This is a genomic window from Psychroflexus curvus, from assembly GCF_020164585.1.
Lineage (GTDB): Bacteria > Bacteroidota > Bacteroidia > Flavobacteriales > Flavobacteriaceae > Psychroflexus > Psychroflexus curvus.
Window position 1 is genome coordinate 335,715 of sequence record NZ_JAIQZF010000004.1, and the last position, 18,068, is coordinate 353,782.

The 18,068-nt window shown below is 38.3% G+C and carries 19 protein-coding genes; 2 read left to right on the forward strand and 17 right to left on the reverse strand.

The features are described from left to right. Positions 1–187 precede the first annotated feature (187 nt). Genes LB450_RS08070 through gyrB form a run of 3 tightly spaced genes read right to left on the reverse strand, consistent with a single transcriptional unit; the run spans position 188 to position 4,121 of the window. Positions 188–1,111, reverse strand: coding sequence for a malate dehydrogenase (locus tag LB450_RS08070; RefSeq protein WP_224487408.1), 924 nt, complete (start codon positions 1,109–1,111; stop codon positions 188–190). A 26-nt stretch (positions 1,112–1,137) separates the two neighbouring features. After that, on the reverse strand, positions 1,138–2,154 hold the full coding sequence (locus tag LB450_RS08075) for a DUF6588 family protein (protein WP_224487409.1): 1,017 nt from the start codon (positions 2,152–2,154) through the stop codon (positions 1,138–1,140). A gap of 26 nt (positions 2,155–2,180) precedes the next feature. Continuing rightward, positions 2,181–4,121, reverse strand: a complete 1,941-nt coding sequence (gene gyrB / locus LB450_RS08080; RefSeq protein ID WP_224487410.1) for a DNA topoisomerase (ATP-hydrolyzing) subunit B — start codon at positions 4,119–4,121, stop codon at positions 2,181–2,183. Between the two features lie 230 nt (positions 4,122–4,351). On the opposite strand from gyrB, the gene LB450_RS08085 reads away from it, so the two are divergent. Next, positions 4,352–4,885 carry a DUF2911 domain-containing protein gene (locus LB450_RS08085; RefSeq protein WP_224487411.1) on the forward strand — a complete coding sequence of 178 codons (534 nt, stop codon included), beginning with the start codon at positions 4,352–4,354 and terminating at the stop codon, positions 4,883–4,885. Between the two features lie 356 nt (positions 4,886–5,241). Here the strand turns inward: LB450_RS08085 and LB450_RS08090 are convergent, their stop codons facing one another. The 12 genes from LB450_RS08090 to LB450_RS08145 all read right to left on the reverse strand — a co-directional run bounded on the left by LB450_RS08090 (position 5,242) and on the right by LB450_RS08145 (position 15,325). Next, complete coding sequence (locus LB450_RS08090) at positions 5,242–6,630, reverse strand: pyridoxal phosphate-dependent decarboxylase family protein (protein ID WP_224487412.1); 1,389 nt, start codon at positions 6,628–6,630, stop codon at positions 5,242–5,244. 3 nt (positions 6,631–6,633) lie between these two features. Continuing rightward, positions 6,634–8,247: a bacillithiol biosynthesis cysteine-adding enzyme BshC gene (gene bshC / locus LB450_RS08095; RefSeq protein ID WP_224487413.1), complete on the reverse strand. Its 1,614-nt coding sequence runs from the start codon at positions 8,245–8,247 to the stop codon at positions 6,634–6,636. A gap of 233 nt (positions 8,248–8,480) precedes the next feature. Beyond that, positions 8,481–9,803, reverse strand: a complete 1,323-nt coding sequence (gene rimO, locus LB450_RS08100) for a 30S ribosomal protein S12 methylthiotransferase RimO (protein WP_224487414.1) — start codon at positions 9,801–9,803, stop codon at positions 8,481–8,483. Positions 9,804–9,908: 105 nt separating this feature from the next. After that, positions 9,909–10,208 carry a hypothetical protein gene (locus LB450_RS08105; RefSeq protein WP_224487415.1) on the reverse strand — a complete coding sequence of 100 codons (300 nt, stop codon included), beginning with the start codon at positions 10,206–10,208 and terminating at the stop codon, positions 9,909–9,911. A gap of 3 nt (positions 10,209–10,211) precedes the next feature. Further along, positions 10,212–11,171, reverse strand: a complete 960-nt coding sequence (gene ftsY / locus LB450_RS08110) for a signal recognition particle-docking protein FtsY (RefSeq protein WP_224487416.1) — start codon at positions 11,169–11,171, stop codon at positions 10,212–10,214. Positions 11,172–11,286: 115 nt separating this feature from the next. Next, complete coding sequence (locus LB450_RS08115) at positions 11,287–11,439, reverse strand: DUF4295 domain-containing protein (RefSeq protein ID WP_224487417.1); 153 nt, start codon at positions 11,437–11,439, stop codon at positions 11,287–11,289. A gap of 3 nt (positions 11,440–11,442) precedes the next feature. Then, positions 11,443–11,625, reverse strand: a complete 183-nt coding sequence (gene rpmG / locus LB450_RS08120; RefSeq protein WP_003440979.1) for a 50S ribosomal protein L33 — start codon at positions 11,623–11,625, stop codon at positions 11,443–11,445. Between the two features lie 22 nt (positions 11,626–11,647). Beyond that, entirely contained in the window at positions 11,648–11,887 is a 240-nt protein-coding gene (rpmB, locus tag LB450_RS08125; protein WP_093367471.1) for a 50S ribosomal protein L28, read from the reverse strand. Between the two features lie 84 nt (positions 11,888–11,971). Next, positions 11,972–13,219, reverse strand: coding sequence for a competence/damage-inducible protein A (locus tag LB450_RS08130; RefSeq protein WP_224487418.1), 1,248 nt, complete (start codon positions 13,217–13,219; stop codon positions 11,972–11,974). A gap of 3 nt (positions 13,220–13,222) precedes the next feature. After that, a complete protein-coding gene (locus LB450_RS08135) occupies positions 13,223–13,837 on the reverse strand; it encodes a fumarylacetoacetate hydrolase family protein (protein WP_224487419.1) in 615 nt (204 codons plus the stop codon). A 312-nt stretch (positions 13,838–14,149) separates the two neighbouring features. After that, positions 14,150–14,521, reverse strand: coding sequence for a hypothetical protein (locus LB450_RS08140; RefSeq protein ID WP_224487420.1), 372 nt, complete (start codon positions 14,519–14,521; stop codon positions 14,150–14,152). A gap of 33 nt (positions 14,522–14,554) precedes the next feature. Next, positions 14,555–15,325: a 3'-5' exonuclease gene (locus tag LB450_RS08145; protein WP_224487421.1), complete on the reverse strand. Its 771-nt coding sequence runs from the start codon at positions 15,323–15,325 to the stop codon at positions 14,555–14,557. Between the two features lie 171 nt (positions 15,326–15,496). Between LB450_RS08145 and LB450_RS08150 the strand changes: the two genes are divergently transcribed. Further along, positions 15,497–15,901, forward strand: a complete 405-nt coding sequence (locus tag LB450_RS08150) for a BLUF domain-containing protein (protein WP_224487422.1) — start codon at positions 15,497–15,499, stop codon at positions 15,899–15,901. Between the two features lie 204 nt (positions 15,902–16,105). Here the strand turns inward: LB450_RS08150 and LB450_RS08155 are convergent, their stop codons facing one another. Beyond that, positions 16,106–17,062: a transketolase family protein gene (locus LB450_RS08155; protein ID WP_224487423.1), complete on the reverse strand. Its 957-nt coding sequence runs from the start codon at positions 17,060–17,062 to the stop codon at positions 16,106–16,108. Positions 17,063–17,172: 110 nt separating this feature from the next. After that, complete coding sequence (locus LB450_RS08160) at positions 17,173–18,018, reverse strand: transketolase (protein ID WP_224487424.1); 846 nt, start codon at positions 18,016–18,018, stop codon at positions 17,173–17,175. Positions 18,019–18,068 lie beyond the last annotated feature (50 nt).

Below are 18,068 nucleotides of genomic sequence, written 5' to 3' on the forward strand. Positions count from 1 at the left end.
CTTTAAATTATTAGTGTGCTGTTATAAAATCAGGCAAATATAGGTTTTCGATATAGAAATGGCAATTTTTTTATTAAAGATAATTTTAACTTTTGAAACCTTATTTGACCTTCCTAAAATTGATTTTTTCTGTTATAAAACAATAAACCCGACCTAAGTCGGGCTAAAAATTTATGATATTTTTTACTTATTCCAGAAGTGCATTGGTCTTTTTCACAGCCTCTGCACTTTCTTTCAATTTTTCTTTTTCACCATCATTAAGATCTACCTCAACAATCTTTTCGATTCCATTTTTTCCAATAATAACTGGAACTCCAATACATAAATCGTTGAGACCATATTCGCCTTCTAGCAAAGTAGAACAAGGGAACATTTTTTTCTGATCACAGGCAATAGACTGAACCAAAGAGGAAACTGCAGCACCAGGAGCGTACCAGGCACTGGTGCCTAATAATTTGGTTAACGTAGCACCACCTACTTTAGTATCCTCACTAACCTGGGCTAATCTTTCTTCTGAAAGGAACTCAGTTACACGAACACTATTTCTTGTAGCTAATCGAGTTAGGGGCAGCATGCCTGTATCACTATGTCCACCGATGACCATTCCATCAACATCTGATGCTGGACATTCCAAAGCTTCACTCAGTCTGAACTTAAATCTTGCGCTGTCCAAAGCACCTCCCATTCCAATAATTCTGTTTTTGGGTAAATTTAATTCTTTATGAGCAAGGTAAGTCATGGTATCCATTGGATTACTTACTACAATAATGGTTACATCAGGTGAATGCTTTACCAGTTGAGAAGATACATCTTTTACAATTCCGGCATTTATTCCTATAAGCTCCTCTCTGGTCATTCCTGGTTTTCTTGGAATACCTGAAGTAATCACTGCAACTTCAGAGTCATTAGTTTTAGAATAATCTCCTGTAGTTCCTGTAATTCTTGTGTCAAATCCATTTAGAGTTGCAGTCTGCATCAGATCCATAGCTTTTCCTTCTGCAACACCCTCTTTGATATCAAGAAGCACAACTTCTGAAGCGAAATCTTTTATTGCAATATACTCTGCACAACTAGCGCCTACTGCACCAGCACCTACTACTGTAATTTTCATCTTAAATTTATTTTTATAATTAATATTTAAATTCCAAAATTGATTCCAACAATCAAACTATTGAATTCCTGGAAACTATAATCCACATTTAGTTTAAAAAAGGCCAATGACAATTTGGCTCCCACGGTTGTTCTAAAGCCGCTAACTGACGTGTCCAAAAATAAAGGATCTACAAGTGTATCTCCCTGGACTCCTGAAACTCCAGTATTCACCTCATATTCACCTTTCAATCGTGTTTCGGCAGAACCTGACACAGCTCCTATACTTCCATAAAAATTAATTACCGGAAGTTTCGTAGAGGCTATTAAAGCATAATGCCAGGAATTCACATCTGTTACAATTGATTGATTGGATCCTGACACCAGAGTAGATTGTTCAGAAAATCTGTATTCTCCTTCAAATTTAGTGTAACCTACAAAACCAGAAACAGCAAGAGGCAAAAGCTTAAAACCTGGAATCCAATCTGAGAATTCATGCTGTAAGCCTGCTCCATAAAACTGAGTACTTACGTCCTTAGTATCAACCTCTGGTAAAAACCTTAACTTTATCTCTGTACTAAAAGGCAATCCAACACTACCTTGCAGTATGATATTTGGGACATACTCAATGTTCTCAGAACCCAAGCCTTGTGGAAGTGTAATGGATCCAAGGGTTTGACCTCCCTCTGAAATACTCATACTTATATCTGGCGAATTTTGACCAAAAATAGTCGCTACTTGTTGAACAGTAGAACCTGAATCGAACTGTAAAGAATTATAGTCATTTTCATTTAAAACAAATGAAGTTTTATCGTCGTTGATTTGGGAAACCCCACCTATGATAGAAATTTCAAAACCTCCTAACCCCTTTACTTTAGCCGTATTGTACCAGCCACTGGCAAGTCCGTAAATAACTGCATCAGAACCTGGTTTGGTATAAGCGTTTGCAAATTTATTGGCGTCATCAACCCCAGAGGAGAGCAGTTCTTCTATTCCGCTTTGTGAATATGAAGTCACAAATGAAATCAACATCAAAATTGAGCAAATGAGTTTTGAATTTTTCATATCATTCTTATTTAGTTAGTTATTCATCAGGCATCGATATTTGCATAGACCGCATTTTGCTCAATAAATTCTCTACGAGGCGGAACTTCGTCCCCCATCAACATTGAAAAAATCCTATCGGCTTCAGCCAGGTCATCTATGGTTACACGTCTCAAGATTCTATTCTCCGGGTTCATTGTGGTATCCCAAAGCTGCTCTGCATTCATTTCACCAAGACCCTTGTAACGTTGTACGCTTACAGAGGTTTTGTATTCATTCACAATCTCGTTTCTTTCTTTCTCATTCCAGGCATAGCGCTTTTTACTTCCCTTCTTAATAAGGTATAATGGAGGGGTTGCAATATAAATATGACTTGCTTCGATAAGTTCTTTCATATACCTGAAGAAGAATGTCAAAATTAGCGTAGCAATATGACTACCATCCACGTCGGCATCACACATGATGATCACCTTATGGTATCTCAGCTTGGAAAGGTTAAGCGCCTTACTATCTTCCTCGGTACCTATGGTTACACCCAAAGCGGTATAAATGTTTTTGATTTCTTCATTTTCGAAAACCCTGTGCTGCATGGCTTTTTCAACATTCAAAATCTTACCTCTTAAAGGTAAAATAGCCTGAAAATTACGATCTCTTCCCTGTTTTGCAGTACCACCCGCAGAATCTCCCTCAACCAGGAATACTTCACAAGAAGCAGGATCGGTCTCCGAGCAATCTGAAAGCTTACCAGGCAAACCACCGCCACTCATCACTGTTTTACGCTGAACCATTTCACGTGCTTTCTTAGCGGCGTGTCTGGCTTGCGCAGCCAAAATTACTTTTTGAACAATGGTTTTGGCATCGTTAGGGTTTTCTTCCAGATAAATATCAAGCATTTCTGTAACTGCCTGAGAAACTGCTGAAGTAACCTCCCTGTTTCCTAATTTGGTTTTCGTTTGACCTTCAAATTGAGGCTCAGCAACTTTTACAGAAACAATTGCTGTGAGTCCTTCTCTAAAATCATCTCCAGTAATTTCAAATTTCAACTTATCGAGAAGACCCGAATTATCGGCATACTTTTTTAAAGTTGCTGTCAGCCCTCTTCTGAATCCGGAAAGGTGAGTTCCTCCTTCATGTGTATTGATATTGTTGACGTAAGAATGAAGGTTTTCTCCATAAGAGTCATTATAGACCATTGCGACCTCAACCGGTATATCATTTTTTTCGCCTTCCATTGAAATCACTTCTGAAATGATGGGATCACGGTTAGCATCTATAAATCGTATAAACTCCTTTAAGCCTTCTTCAGAATAAAATTCATCGTGTCTATACTCACCATTTTCATCAACCTGACGTTTATCTATAATTGAGACCTTTATTCCTTTATTAAGAAAAGCAAGCTCTCTAAGACGTTTAGCTAAAGTTTCATATTTGAATTCAACCGATTCCAGAAATATTTCATAATCTGGCTTGAAGGTGATTTCGGTTCCTTTCAGCTCTGTATCTCCAGTAGCTTTTACAGGATAAATAGCTTTACCGCGTTCGTACTCTTGTTCCCAAATCCTACCGTCTTTAAAAACACGAGCATGAAGCTTTACCGATAATGCATTCACTACAGAAACACCCACACCGTGCAGACCACCGGAAACTTTGTAGGAGTCCTTATCGAACTTACCCCCTGCTCCAATTTTGGTCATCACCACTTCAAGTGCAGAAACGCCTTCTTTTTTGTGAATATCGATAGGAATACCTCGACCGTTGTCTGAGGTCGTAAGTGAACCATCTTCATTTATGACTAAGTCAATTTTATCACAATAGCCACCCATAGCTTCATCTATAGAGTTATCCACCACTTCGTAAACCAAGTGATGAAGACCTCTTTCTCCAACATCTCCTATATACATTGATGGACGCATTCTTACGTGCTCCATCCCTTCTAAAGCCTGAATACTATCAGCCGAATAATTATGTTTTTTGACTTCTTCGCTCATAATTTATTATTAGTTTAACAACGAACAAATATAATGAATTGGATGTGTTTTTGATATGCTTAAGGCTTTTAAATCCTTTTTTATGTAGTTAATACTAAAAACAGTAGTTTGACCTAAAAAATTGACTTACAGCCTAGAATCCAATTTAAATTCTAAAGTAAGAATTATTTTAACAAGATTTAAAGGGGTTAAGATAAAACTAAAAACTAAACTTGTTTAAAATTTGATATATGAAATTATTTAATAGCTGCTTGATTGTTTTTCTGATTGCGTTTTCAACTTCCGCTCAGGATTTCTCCGATATTGACAAAAGCCCAATGGATGCTGTTATCACCAGAAATCAAGATAACTCACCTTTAGCAAGAATTATTTACAGCAGACCTAAAAAGAAAGATAGAGTCATTTTTGGTGAGCTGGTTCCTTTCAACAAAATCTGGAGAACAGGGGCCAATGAAGCTACCGAAATTACTTTTTATGAAGATGTCCTCTTCAATGGAACCGAAGTGGAAGCTGGCACCTATTCGCTTTACACCATTCCTGAAAAAGACAAATGGACTCTTATCATCAATGAAAAAATCAATACCTGGGGAGCCTACAGCTACGACAAATCTCTGGATATCCTGAGAACAGCTGTTCCTGTAAAAAGCACAGCGGCTTCGGTGGAAGATTTTTCGATTACTTTTAAGTCTACCAGGGTTGGCTCAGATTTACTGATGGGATGGGACGATACATTTGTAGAAGTCCCTGTTCGTAAAGCTGAGTAAAACAGGACCAAATAATTTTTTTTGCTGAACCTGCCTGTCTGTGCATTTTAAAGTTTTATGACTTCATTAAACATTAAAAGTTTTTATCTGTTTTAGCAACGAGCTTATCTGTCCTGAGCGATAGTCGGAGTATCGAGATGTGAATGCTTTTCGACTGAGTTTATACTGAAACATTGAAGTGTTCGAACTTAAACAAAATGCCTTTGGTAGTCTCACAGACAGGTTTAATAGTGTAAATTTTAAATCTATCTAGATAAAAACTGGATGTTTAAGCCAACCTGATGCCTGAAGAAATGTATCGTAAAGCTACGGGTTAACTTTTCTCAAATTCAAAATAAACCTAATTTATAATCAACCTAACCCATTGATCCTAAAATCTCCTTGATGTCTTTTTCGGTAGTATCGGGATTGATAAAACAGAATCTGGCACAGGTGATTTCTCCATCTTCAGAATTCCATTTAGTAGGCGTAACCAAAGCAAAACCGCTGTCGTGGTTGGTATAGGTCCACTCTCTGTAATCCTCTGCTGTCCAGCCAATTCTTGAAAATAACACACAGGAAAGACCGGGCTCGCGGATGAGTTCCACGTGGGGAAGCTGTTTGATTTGTTTGGCGGCGTTATTGGCAAGTTCCAGTCCCCTTTCAATAGCAGTGGTATAGCGATCTGTGCCATGCATCGCCAGCGAATACCAAAGCGGTAATCCTCGTAATCTTCTGGTCAGTTGAATTTGATAGTCTGACGGATTAAAGCCCTGTGCGCCTTGGTCTTTGAAAATATCCAAATAAGCGCCTTTTTGAGAGTGTGCATTCTTAGCCAACTCCATGTTTTTATAAATAATTGCACCACAATCATAGGGTGAAAACATCCATTTGTGAGGGTCGATGGTAACACTGTCTGCTTTTTCGATGCCATTGAACAGATGCCTCACCGATGGCGCTGCCAGAGCTGCTCCGCCATAAGCGGCATCCACATGAAACCAGAGTTTTTCTCTTTCGGTCACCTCAGCAACTCCATTTAGATCATCGATAATACCCGCATTGGTCGTCCCCCCTGTCGCTACCACAGCAAACAAGCGTTTACGGTCAAAATCTGATAAATTCCTGATTTCTTTTTCCAGACATGCCCTGGTGAGTTTGTGCTCTTCGTTATTATCTACGGTGATGATATCGGCATCGATGACTTGTGCCATGGCTTTCACAGATGAGTGGGCACCACTGGAAGTGATGATTAAGCCTTTTAGTTTATTATTGTCATCGTTGAGTGATCTCCAGTATTCTCTGGCGGTCACAATTGCAGAAAGATTGGCTGCTGTGCCACCACTGGTAAACACTCCAAAAGTTCCTTCGGGCATTCCCGTGAGGGAGACCAGCCACTCCATAGCTCTGTTTTCGCAAAAAATACCTCCACCGCCCGTCATCCAGTAAGCTCCATGAATACTGGCTGCAGAAGTTACTAAATCAAATAAGACCGCTGCTCGTGTTGGAGCTGCAGGCACGAAGGCCAAATGCCTCGGATGATCTACAGGAACTGCGGCTTTGACCAAAATATCTCTGAATAATTGAAAAGCCTTCTCCCCTCCTATTCCTTCTTTGGTTACCGTGTCTCCAACAAGTTTTAGCAATTCGTGTTCCTGCTTGGGTTTGCCAAGTTCAGGTGATGTATTTGAAATTCTATTGATAGCATATTTCATGATATCGAGTGTCATCTCGACAGTCTCCATGTCTACAGCGTGCATGCTTTTCATAACTTATGATTTTGTATTATAAATTCTCAACTCTAGGCATAGAAACTCAAATTGAAAGGGATCTAGTTCTTCCAGTAATTCTGGAATGAGTTTCTCCCCGTAATCCACATAAATTTCACTAAAGTTGAATGTTCTTTCTTGTAAAGATTGGTTGGGAAACAGCATACGCTGCAGTTTTAGAACACGTTCGTTTTCACTTTTCAGCTTTAGCTTTTGAGCTTTAAGCAGGCGTTTTTCGAGATGGTCTAAACCGTTTTTTTGTTTCTTTTCCTGAGCTGCAACAGCGCCATAAAAAGAGTGATCGGTTTTGTTTGCAAGATCAAATAGATCCTCAAACTGTTTTTCCAAGTGTTTTTTCTGACTTTCGAAATCAATTTCTATAGAAGAATTCTTCCTGGTTTGTTTGGCTTCCAAAGCTTCAGGAGTCAAAAATAAATCCTGAACAGGCGTATCTAATTTTTTAAGCTTTCCGGCAGTTTTATCAGAATATAATAAGACTGAGTTTCTCAGCATCAGCATTGGGAAAGTGATATTTTCAGCTTCAAAAAAAGACTTTAATTCTAGCCAGTAGGCCAACTCCCCACCTCCGCCGATATAGGCAAGATTAGGCAAAATCACTTCCTGGTACAATGGTCGCATCACTACATTGGGCGAAAAGCGCTCAGGATGCTCACCGACCAAATCCAAAATTTCCTGTTCCGAAAACCGAAGTTCAGTTTCCAGGACATAATAGTCATCGTCTTGCTTTACAATTCGCTCTCTGATGCCATCGTGCATATAAAACAAGTTGATTTCTCTGGGGTTTACCTGAATGTTGTAGCCGAGATCAGCTAATTTATGAGCTTGTTTTTCGGTTTGCCGAAAGGCAGTATGATAAAGAAGGTCATTTTTCATATGCCTGGAAAACATGGCTTTCAATCGCGCATCATCGGCATCTAAAATGACCAATCCATAGGCTCCAAAAAGCTCGTTGGCCAAAAACTGAGTGGCACTTGCTAAAGTCTCATGTTCTAAATAGGCTACTTTAAAGAGTCCCTTCAGGTATTCTGCATTTTCACTTTTTCCAAATTCTTTTTCTATAGTTTTGGCCAGTTCTTCCAGACCGGAAGTCGACAGATGCCCTACGGCACCTTCAGCTTCTTTCTCCCATTGAAACTTTTTGTGTTTGAAATTGAAAAAATTGATTTCCTCAAAATCGTGATCTTCTGAAGCCATCCAGTAGACTGGAACGAAGCTGGAATCTGGATACCTTTCCTTGAGCTGCTTCGCCAGATTGATGGTCGAGACAATTTTGTATAAAAAATAAAGCGGTCCTGTGAATAAATTCAATTGATGACCCGTAGTCACCGTAAAGGCAGAGTTTTCTGAAAGTGAATTTATATGGCTCTGAGTTGCTTCAGAAGTCGATAAGCCTGCATACTGACTGTTAAGGACTTCAACCAGACCTTTGCGATAATCCTTAGTATAGGATTTACTTTTCTCTTCAAGTTGATCTTTAAAATTATCAACAGAAGGAAATCTATTGTAAAATGGCTTTAGGTTTTGCTTTTCTTCGATGTAATCGGATATCAGATCACTAAAAAATCCTGTAGATCGAAAAGGTAAACAGTCAGCCATATTTTAAGGGTTTAGAATAAGCGCAAATATAGAAGAGGTTAACTAAAATGCTTTAAAAGATAAGTTAATATGAAACATCAGTTTTATACAGATATGTAAAGTTACTTAAAGAATTTTGATTTTATTTCACCACTCGACTGTCTCAATATCAACTAGAGTTGAAAGATCAACAAAATCTCGACTGCGCTCGATTTGACATCTAGACACCATCAACAGAGTGCAGTATATTTACCTTAATTCAAGATAGCTTCTACAGAAACAGGTTCTCCGTACAAGTCGAAATCTCCAGCTTCATTAATTTTAATCTTAGCAAATTCACCAGTCTTCAGGTAATGCGTTTTAGCATCTATCAAAACTTCGTTATCAACATCGGGAGAATCAAATTCGGTTCTTCCCACAAAATACCCCCCTTCTTTTCTATCGATGACACATGTGAAGGTTTTTCCTATTTTCTGTTGATTCAGTTCCCAGGAAATCTGAGACTGTATCTCCATAATTTCATTGGCACGCTGGATTTTGACATCTTCAGGAACGTCATCCTCGAGATTGTAAGCATGGGTATTTTCTTCATGAGAATAGGTGAAACAACCCAGTCTCTCAAATCTCATTTCGCTTACCCAGTCTTTCAATTCCTGGAAATCTTCTTCAGTTTCTCCAGGGTAACCAACAATCAATGTGGTTCTTATCGCCATACCAGGCACTTCCTTTCTGAATTTATGAAGTAAGTCTGTCGTCTTTTTATGTGTTGTTCCTCTTCGCATCGACTTCAGCAAGTGATCTGAAATATGCTGAAGCGGAATATCTATATAGTTACAAACTTTGGGTTCTTCTCTTATGACGTCGAGAACATCGGTTGGAAAGCCCGTTGGAAATGCATAATGCAACCGTATCCATTCGATACCTTCTACTTTTACGAGTTCCTTCAGCAATTCTGCCAAATTTCTTTTTTTGTATAAATCTAGACCGTAATAGGTCAAATCCTGAGCTATCAAAATCAATTCTTTCACGCCTTGTTGAGCGAGGTTTTTAGCTTCGATCACCAAGTCTTCGATAGGCGTGGATTTGTGTCCGCCCCGCATCAAGGGGATAGCGCAAAACGAACAAGGCCTGTCACAACCTTCAGCAATTTTTAAAAACGCATAATTCTTTGGGGTCGTCGTTAAACGCTCACCTATGAGTTCGTGCTTGTAATCTGCACCAAGAGCCTTCAATAAAGCCGGAAGTTCTGTAGTTCCAAAATACTGATCTACGTCTGGGATTTCTTTTTGCAAGTCAGGCTTATAACGCTCCGACAAACATCCTGTCACAAATACTTTCTCTACCTCTCCACTTTCTTTCTTTTGAACATAGTCTAAAATCGTATTCACGGATTCTTCCTTGGCATTATCAATAAACCCACAGGTGTTAATCACTACTACATCACCTTCCGTTTCGTGAGCAACATCTTTACCACTAGCTTTAAGCTGACCCATCAAAACTTCAGAATCGTAGATGTTTTTGCTGCAACCTAAAGTCACAACATTGATTTTATTTTTCTTAATTGACTTTGTTCTCATGTATTTCTAAAAATTGAATGGTAAAGATACGATCTATGAAATTGTCTGAAGGCGATGTTAACTTAAAGCTTGTTTAAAAGACTGGTAATAACTCTTTTACTTTTACTAAACAAGGTTGTGAATCCACACGATTAGGTCTTGTTCGTAATACCGCATGGCAGAGATCACGACAATACTTCCGATAGCATACACCCAATTGGTTGAATCTGACCTCAGAAAATAATATCCTAGAAGACCCAAAAGGATTATAGGCAAAGCAACTAACAGGTTGGCAGCCACCCAGCCGCCTTGAATGATTGCTGAAATTTTAAGGAGTAAAAAAAAGGCTGAATAAATCACGACAATTTTCGTGATAATCAATTTGTTTTTAGCTGCTGTAAACGGCTTAGGCTTTTGTTCTGTCATAAATTATTTATTAGAAAAGAATGAATCGACAAATTCATATTTATTAAAGACCTGAAGATCATCGACACCTTCGCCTACTCCAATATATTTCACAGGAATTTTGAACTGATCACTTATTCCAATAACCACGCCTCCCTTGGCAGTGCCATCAAGTTTGGTTATCGCCAAAGCTGTCACTTCGGTTGCCGCTGTAAATTGTTTAGCTTGTTCAAAGGCATTCTGACCAGTAGAGCCATCCAAAACCAAAAGCACTTCATCAGGAACATTTGGCGTCACTTTTTGCATAACGCGCTTTATCTTGGTCAGCTCATTCATCAAGTTAACTTTGTTATGGAGTCTGCCTGCGGTATCCAAAATCACCACATCGGCATCTTGCTTGATGGCGCTTTGTACGGTATCGAAAGCAACGGAAGCAGGATCGCTTCCCATTTTTTGCTTAACAATAGGAACCCCAACGCGATCTGCCCAAATCTGCAATTGATCGACGGCTGCCGCTCTGAAGGTGTCTCCGGCACCGAGAACCACTTTTTTACCTTTTAATTTATATTGGTTAGCAAGTTTACCTATGGTTGTTGTTTTCCCCACACCATTCACCCCTACTACCATAATCACATAAGGTTTTTTACCTTTAGGCAGTTCCAGGCTTTCCAACTCTCCATTTTCAGATTCGCTAAGTAAGCCTGCAATTTCCTCTCTTAAAATCAGGTTGAGCTCGTCGGTCCCAAGATATTTATCTTTAGCCACCCTTGCCTCTATTCTGTCTATAATCTTGATGGTTGTCGTGACACCAACGTCACTGGAGACTAAGATTTCCTCAAGGTCATCCAAAACACTTTCATCTACTTTGGATTTCCCAGCAACAGCTTTGCTTAGCTTCCCAAAAAAATCGGTTTTAGATTTTTCAAGACCTTCGTCTAATTTCTCTTTTTTCTCTTTGGAAAATATTTTTTTAAAAAAACTCATTTTATGCGTTTATCAAGATTAAAACAAGACTCATTGTTGAGTGAGCAAAGATAGGCAAAAACAAAAAAGCCCCCGCATGGTTAGCGACGGCTTCATAAAAAATAAAGTCAAAAATTTATTTGCTCTTTAAAAAGTCATTAACCTCCTCTGGAGCCATGATTTTTTCTTCAAAAACATAAGCACCAGATTTTGGTGATTTTACCATCTTAATAGCTTTGGTAAGTCTTTTTGTTTTTGTCTGTATTGTACCAACCGATTTCTTTGCCATAACTTATTTAATTTCTTTGTGAACAGTCATTTTCTTCATGATAGGATTGAACTTCTTAAGCTCAAGTCTATCCGGAGTATTTCTTTTGTTCTTAGTTGTAATGTATCTCGAAGTTCCAGGAAGTCCAGATTCTTTGTGCTCTGTACACTCCATTATTACTTGAACTCTATTGCCTTTCTTTGCCATAATCTTAATGCTTTATAATCTCTTATTTCGTCAAGAATCCTTTTGCACGAGCTTCTTTCAAAACAGCGTGAATTCCTTTTTTATTGATGGTTTTTAAGATTGAAGTCGACACCTTTAGGGTAATCCACTTATCTTCTTCAGGGATATAAAATCTCTTTTTAACCAAGTTTACGCTAAATTTGCGTCTAGTTCTATTTAATGCATGGGAAACGTTATTTCCAGACAATGCTCTTTTTCCAGTAAGCTCACAAACTCTTGACATTATATATACTTTTAGGTGTTATTAAAAACAGGATGCAAATTAACGACTTTTTTCTGAATTAGAAAAAATAAATTTCGCTGATTTTTATTTTTTTAAAATTGCTTCATAGATTAACTCTAAAGCTTTGTTGACTGCTTTTTGAGTGACGCGTTCTCTATGTTTACCAAACTGAAATTCATGCACTTGAGTTTCTTCTGGCGTTGCAACAGCGATAAAAACCGTACCGATTTCTGCATCGCTATCACCTTTGGCTGGTCCGGCATTCCCTGTTGTAGCAATGGCATAATCAGATTTGAACATCGCATTAGCTTTTTCGGCCATCGCCTGAGTAATTTCTGAACTTACTACAGAGTATTTTTCAATCAACTCTTCTGAAATCTGCAACACGTCATTTTTTGCGGATGTAGCATAGCTCACCACTGAGCCTTTAAAGTAAGCTGAAGCACCAGGAATCTCTGTGAATTTAGCAGCCAGCCTTCCTCCTGTACAACTTTCTGCAGTGACCAAGGTTTTCCCCTTCATCGTAAAGGCTTCAGCTATTCTTTCTTCAAGGGTTTGCTCATCTTCATAGCCTTTTATAATGTCTCCAATAATTCTGTTAAGACTTTCAACGGCATTTTCGAGGCCAGACTTCAGCTCTGCTTCGTCTTCCCCTCTTGCACTCAACCTCAGCCTTACTCTGCCTAAACTTGGCAGGTAAGCAAGTTTAATGTAAGGAGGCAAAAGATTTTCCCAATCTTCAATTCGGTCGGCAATAGCACTTTCACCTAATCCATAGGTCAGCACCGTTTTATGGATAATATATGGAGTTCTAAACCTATCCTGAAGCCTTGGCAGAGCCTGTTCAGTAAAAATAGCCTTCATTTCATAAGGCACACCAGGCATGGAAACATAAACAACATCTTCATTCTCAAACCACATCCCTGGAGCAGTACCGTATTCGTTATGCAAAGGTATGGCCTGAGAAGGCATCCAGGCCTGAGATTTATTTGCCTCCAGAATTGGTGTAGACACATATTTGGCAAAAATATCTTCGACGTGAGCCAAAACTTTTTTATCGAGAATCAATTCGTCATTAAAATACTCGCAAAAAGTATGTTTGGTAATATCATCTTTGGTCGGACCAAGTCCACCCGTGATAATGACGATATTGGATCGGCCTGAAGCTTCTTTTAAAGCATTGAGGATATGTTCTTTTTCATCCTGAATCGAAGAAATCTGATACACATCCACCCCGATTTTATTCAGTTGCTTAGCTATAAAAGCTGAATTGGTATCGATGATTTGTCCGATGAGTATTTCATCGCCTATGGTGATTATCTCTGCCTGCATAATTTATTTAACTTGAATTGAAAAACACGAAGACTCTTCTATAAAGCCTTCCAACACATCACCTTCTTCTACCGGGCCAACTCCAGAAGGGGTTCCTGTGAAAATGATATCACCAATCTTTAAGGTAAAGTATTGAGAAACATAAGCGATGAGTTCATCTATTTTCCAAAGCATTTCTGAAGTAGATCCAGCCTGAACTATCTCTTTATTCTTTTCTAATCGGAAAGAAATCGCATTGACCTCCTGAAATTTAGTTTTTGGAAACCAGTGTTCTCCAATTACCGCAGCTCCGTCAAAGCCTTTTGCTTTCTCCCAGGGCAAGCCTTTATCTTTCAAATAGTTTTGTACATCTCTGGCTGTAAAATCAATCCCCAGACCAATGTCGTCATAGTAGTTGTGAGCAAATTTAGGCTGAATATGCTTGCCTACTTTTTTGATTTTAACCAAAATCTCCACCTCATGATGCACATCATCTGAAAAGGCAGGAATAATGAACGGATTGTTTTTCAATAAAACCGACGAATCTGGCTTCATAAAAACAACGGGGTGTTCAGGTTTTTCGCTGTGTAATTCAGAAATATGCTTGGCATAATTTCTTCCGATGCAAATGAGTTTCATAATGAAAATTTAAAATAATTTAGGCTCTACAAAATTAATGACTTAATGCTATAAAAGTGATTACTCAAGGAATAAAATAATTTCTTGAATAACTATAACTAATTAGCCTATTTTGAACTTTTAAAAATCATTGCTTTATTTCACTCAAACCTCGCAAAGAAAAAACGCAAAGACACGCAAATCATTGATAATATCAATTTATAATTTCGAGTTCCTGTGCGGAAAGCTTAGCGGATTTAGCGTGAAAAATACTGATAATAAAATATTTATACCTAGTCATTAAGCCAGTTTTATGAAGCTCATAAGCATAAATCAATCATTTGAATAATAGGTAGGCGGAGGAAGCGGTGCGCTATTTAAGTCATAATTAGGCATAATTCTACTCAGTGCATCTGCTGGAGTGTATTTAAAGACTTCGTAATCAAATTGATCAAAATTTTTAAAAGCATCTTTAGACATCACAAAAGAACCTTCTTTTATGTCTCTATAATGCATGTTAAAATTTAAATTAGACAGATTTGGTTTTTTAAACCTATCCGTTTTCAAAATGTTTGTATTTAACGAAAGCAAGCTTAGAGCTGGTAATACTGAACTTTGCGTTGAGTCCAAAGCTGCTTGCTGCTGACCAAATAAGCATGTGTTTCCACATATCAATGCCACAAATAAAATTAAAATAAAACGCATAATTTATTTTTAAATAATCACACTAATTATAATTTATTTAGTCGCTAATTTTCTAAGTTTAATAGCTGTCAGGACTTTCTTGGTGTAAAGCGGAAAGTCTGAATTTTGAATCCAGCCAAAATAGCCCGGCTCTTTCTCTAGCACGTCTTCAACTTTCTTTCCTCTGAATTTTCCAAATCCAAAGACTTCTTCATCTTTTTTATTCAGGACAATAAAACCAGCTAAATCTGCAAATTTCTTGTGTGCACTATAAGTTGAAAGCCATTTGGTATCGTTCTCCAGATCGGTATAGCGATCCAGTTGAGACTTTAATACTTCGTAAGTGGCATTGGTATCTGCTTCCGCGCTGTGCGCATCGGTCAAATCTTTGTCGCAATAGAATTTGTAGGCTGCTTCCAGGGTTCTCTTTTCCTTTTTATGAAAAATGGTTTGCACATCCACTGCATTGACCTTTTTCAGATCAAAATCAATTCCTACGCGAAGCATTTCTTCAGCCAAAAGGGGAATATCAAATCGATTACTGTTATAACCAGCCAAATCGCAGCCTTTTATCATCGCATTGATTTTTGGAGCGAGTTCGTCAAACTTTGGTTCGTTGGCTACATCCTCATCACTGATGCCGTGAATAGCTGTAGTTTCCTTAGGAATAGGAATGCCAGGATTCACCTTCCAGGTATAACTTTCTTTATTGTTGTTTTCAAAAACCTTGAGAATTGAAATCTCTACAATTCTGTCTTTTGAAATATTAGTACCTGTGGTTTCAAGATCAAAAAAACAGATAGGACGCGTCAATTTTAATTCCATGATAGATATTTTTTACAAAGTTAATATTTGAGGCTAAAGAACTCTCAAATTAACTAAAATTTGAAATTTTTATCTAATGTCCTTTTTAGTCAAACTCTTTAAAGTTTCAAAAAAAATATTATTTTCGAGGAAATCAATTTCAAACAGATGTCATTAAAATTTGTTTCCTACATGAGCTCTCAGTCTCGTATCATGTCCAAAAAGAGTATTGAAGACTTTTTATTTGAAGTAAGAGAAAAAAATAAGCAGTTAGCCATTACAGGTATACTGCTGCTCATTCAGGGAAAATTTGTTCAGTATATTGAAGGACCTGCCGAAGAGATTGACAGAGTGTACGAATCTATTAATCAGGACAAAAGACATACAGATTTAATTTTGTTAGATTCTGGCGAGCTTGACGAAAGGCAATTCAAAGACTGGTCTATGGCTTACAAAGAAGTAGGTGATAAACAAATCAAAGAAATTGTAGGTAAAGAAGACCTCAACCTGGAAGAGGTTTTCCTTAAAGGAAAAGATATTAAAAACCATCCTGTGCTTACCGTGTTATACGATTTCGTCAAAACGCTTTCAAGTTAGAAATTCAAATTGTTATTTAAGTTCGAGCACTTCACTAATTCAGTATAAACTCCGTAGAGAACATATCTTGTTAAAAGTTCGAGCGGAGTCGAGAACCATCCACATCTCGACTCCGCTCGATGCTAAAACATAGATTAAACGTCACTTTGTATTAAATGAAATTTCAAAATTTTCAAAGGTTCAAAGAGAAACTTCCATTAAAAATTATTCCTTTCTCAAAATAACAGCTTCTGCTTTTTCTGAAATAGCTTTCGCATTCAAACCATATTTATCGAGGAGCATAAGCGGTTCTCCACTTTCTCCGAAGGTATCCTGGGTAGCAACAAATTCCTGAGGTGCAGGATCATTTAGTACTAAAGTTCTGGCTACACTTTCACCAAGGCCACCCAAAACGTTATGCTCTTCTGCAGTAACTACACATTTGGTCTTCCTCACCGATTTTAAAATAGCCGCCTCATCTAATGGCTTGATGGTATGAATATTAATCACCTCAGCCGAAATTCCCTTTTCATCCAGCTCTTTAGCTGCTTCCAGAGCCTCCCAAACCAGGTGACCTGTAGCGATGATGGTGACATCGTTTCCTTCTGTAAGTGTTACCGCTTTACCGATTTCAAATTTTTGATCTTCCGGAGTGAAATTAGCCACTTTAGGTCTGCCAAATCTTAAATACACCGGACCTTCATGCTTAGCAATAGCTAAGGTAGCTGCTTTGGTCTGATTGTAATCGCAGGTGTTGATAACTGTCATTCCCGGCAGCATTTTCATCATTCCTATGTCTTCCAGAATTTGATGTGTTGCGCCATCTTCGCCCAAAGTCAAGCCGGCATGTGAAGCACAGATTTTCACATTTTTTCCTGAGTAAGCTACAGATTGTCTTATCTGATCATAAACTCTACCTGTAGAGAAATTGGCGAATGTTCCTGTAAAAGGAATTTTTCCACCGATGGTCATCCCCGCTGCAATACCAATCATATTGGCTTCTGCAATTCCTATTTGAAAGAAACGCTCTGGATGGTTTTTTTTGAATTCGTCCATTTTGAGTGATCCTGTAAGATCCGCACAAAGTGCAACTACATCAGGATTGGTTTTGCCAAGCTCGGTTAAACCAGCTCCAAATCCAGATCTCGTGTCAATATTTCCTGTATTTTTATATGTTTTCATAGGCCTCCCCTAGCCCCTCCAAAGGAGGGGGATTCTGGGGTGATTTTTAATTAATAATTCGTTTTATCATACCTTAAAGTTCCTCCCCTTTGGGGAGGTTAGGTGGGGCGCTAGTAATCGCCTAGCGTTTCCGGATTTTGAGCCAAAGCGGTTTCTAACTGCTCGTCATTTGGTGCTTTACCGTGCCACGCATGAGTTCCCATCATAAAGTCCACTCCGTTACCCATTTCCGTTTCCATCAAAATAACAATAGGTTGTTTTTTGCCTGTTAAGCTTTTGGCTTCAGCTAAAGTGTTTTTGATGGCCTCTATGTCATTCCCTTCTTTGAGTTCTAAAACTTTCCAGTCGAAAGCTTCAAACTTCTTTTTTAAGTTTCCTAGAGGTAAAACATCGTCTGTAGCTCCATCAATTTGCTTTTTATTATAGTCGACAGTAGCAATAAGGTTATCTATACCTTTGGAACCTGCATAAAGGATGGCTTCCCAGTTCTGTCCTTCCTGCAATTCACCATCGCCGTGAAGACTATAAACCAAATGAGAGTCCTTATTCATTTTTTTGGTATGTGCAGCTCCAATAGCTACAGACATGCCTTGTCCTAAAGATCCCGAAGCGATTCTAATCCCAGGAAGTCCCTCGTGAGTTGTTGGGTGACCCTGAAGTCTGGAATCAATTTTTCTAAAGGTGCTAAGCTCTTTTACTGGAAAAAATCCTGATCTGGATAAAACGCTGTAGAAAACCGGCGAAATATGACCGTTGGACAGAAAGAATAAGTCTTCGTTTTTGCCGTCCATATCGAAGTCTGTAGAGTACTCCATAACTTCCTGATAAAGAACGGAAAAGAATTCTGCACAGCCCAAAGATCCTCCGGGATGCCCAGAGTTAACTTGATGCACCTGGCGAAGAATATCTCTTCTTACTTGTGTAACAAAATCTTGCAAATGTTGTGTTGTTGACATGAGATAAATTAAGAATTTTAAATTTTTCAAAAGTAAGGATTTATTATAAG

Coding starts and splice junctions, on each gene's coding strand:
- LB450_RS08070 (WP_224487408.1), bottom strand. CDS start 1,111: ATGAAAATTACAGTAGTAGGTGCTGGTGCAGTAGGCGCTAGTTGTGCA.
- LB450_RS08075 (WP_224487409.1), bottom strand. CDS start 2,154: ATGAAAAATTCAAAACTCATTTGCTCAATTTTGATGTTGATTTCATTT.
- gyrB (WP_224487410.1), bottom strand. CDS start 4,121: ATGAGCGAAGAAGTCAAAAAACATAATTATTCGGCTGATAGTATTCAG.
- LB450_RS08085 (WP_224487411.1), top strand. CDS start 4,352: ATGAAATTATTTAATAGCTGCTTGATTGTTTTTCTGATTGCGTTTTCA.
- LB450_RS08090 (WP_224487412.1), bottom strand. CDS start 6,630: ATGAAAAGCATGCACGCTGTAGACATGGAGACTGTCGAGATGACACTC.
- bshC (WP_224487413.1), bottom strand. CDS start 8,247: ATGGCTGACTGTTTACCTTTTCGATCTACAGGATTTTTTAGTGATCTG.
- rimO (WP_224487414.1), bottom strand. CDS start 9,803: ATGAGAACAAAGTCAATTAAGAAAAATAAAATCAATGTTGTGACTTTA.
- LB450_RS08105 (WP_224487415.1), bottom strand. CDS start 10,208: ATGACAGAACAAAAGCCTAAGCCGTTTACAGCAGCTAAAAACAAATTG.
- ftsY (WP_224487416.1), bottom strand. CDS start 11,171: ATGAGTTTTTTTAAAAAAATATTTTCCAAAGAGAAAAAAGAGAAATTA.
- LB450_RS08115 (WP_224487417.1), bottom strand. CDS start 11,439: ATGGCAAAGAAATCGGTTGGTACAATACAGACAAAAACAAAAAGACTT.
- rpmG (WP_003440979.1), bottom strand. CDS start 11,625: ATGGCAAAGAAAGGCAATAGAGTTCAAGTAATAATGGAGTGTACAGAG.
- rpmB (WP_093367471.1), bottom strand. CDS start 11,887: ATGTCAAGAGTTTGTGAGCTTACTGGAAAAAGAGCATTGTCTGGAAAT.
- LB450_RS08130 (WP_224487418.1), bottom strand. CDS start 13,219: ATGCAGGCAGAGATAATCACCATAGGCGATGAAATACTCATCGGACAA.
- LB450_RS08135 (WP_224487419.1), bottom strand. CDS start 13,837: ATGAAACTCATTTGCATCGGAAGAAATTATGCCAAGCATATTTCTGAA.
- LB450_RS08140 (WP_224487420.1), bottom strand. CDS start 14,521: ATGCGTTTTATTTTAATTTTATTTGTGGCATTGATATGTGGAAACACA.
- LB450_RS08145 (WP_224487421.1), bottom strand. CDS start 15,325: ATGGAATTAAAATTGACGCGTCCTATCTGTTTTTTTGATCTTGAAACC.
- LB450_RS08150 (WP_224487422.1), top strand. CDS start 15,497: ATGAGCTCTCAGTCTCGTATCATGTCCAAAAAGAGTATTGAAGACTTT.
- LB450_RS08155 (WP_224487423.1), bottom strand. CDS start 17,062: ATGAAAACATATAAAAATACAGGAAATATTGACACGAGATCTGGATTT.
- LB450_RS08160 (WP_224487424.1), bottom strand. CDS start 18,018: ATGTCAACAACACAACATTTGCAAGATTTTGTTACACAAGTAAGAAGA.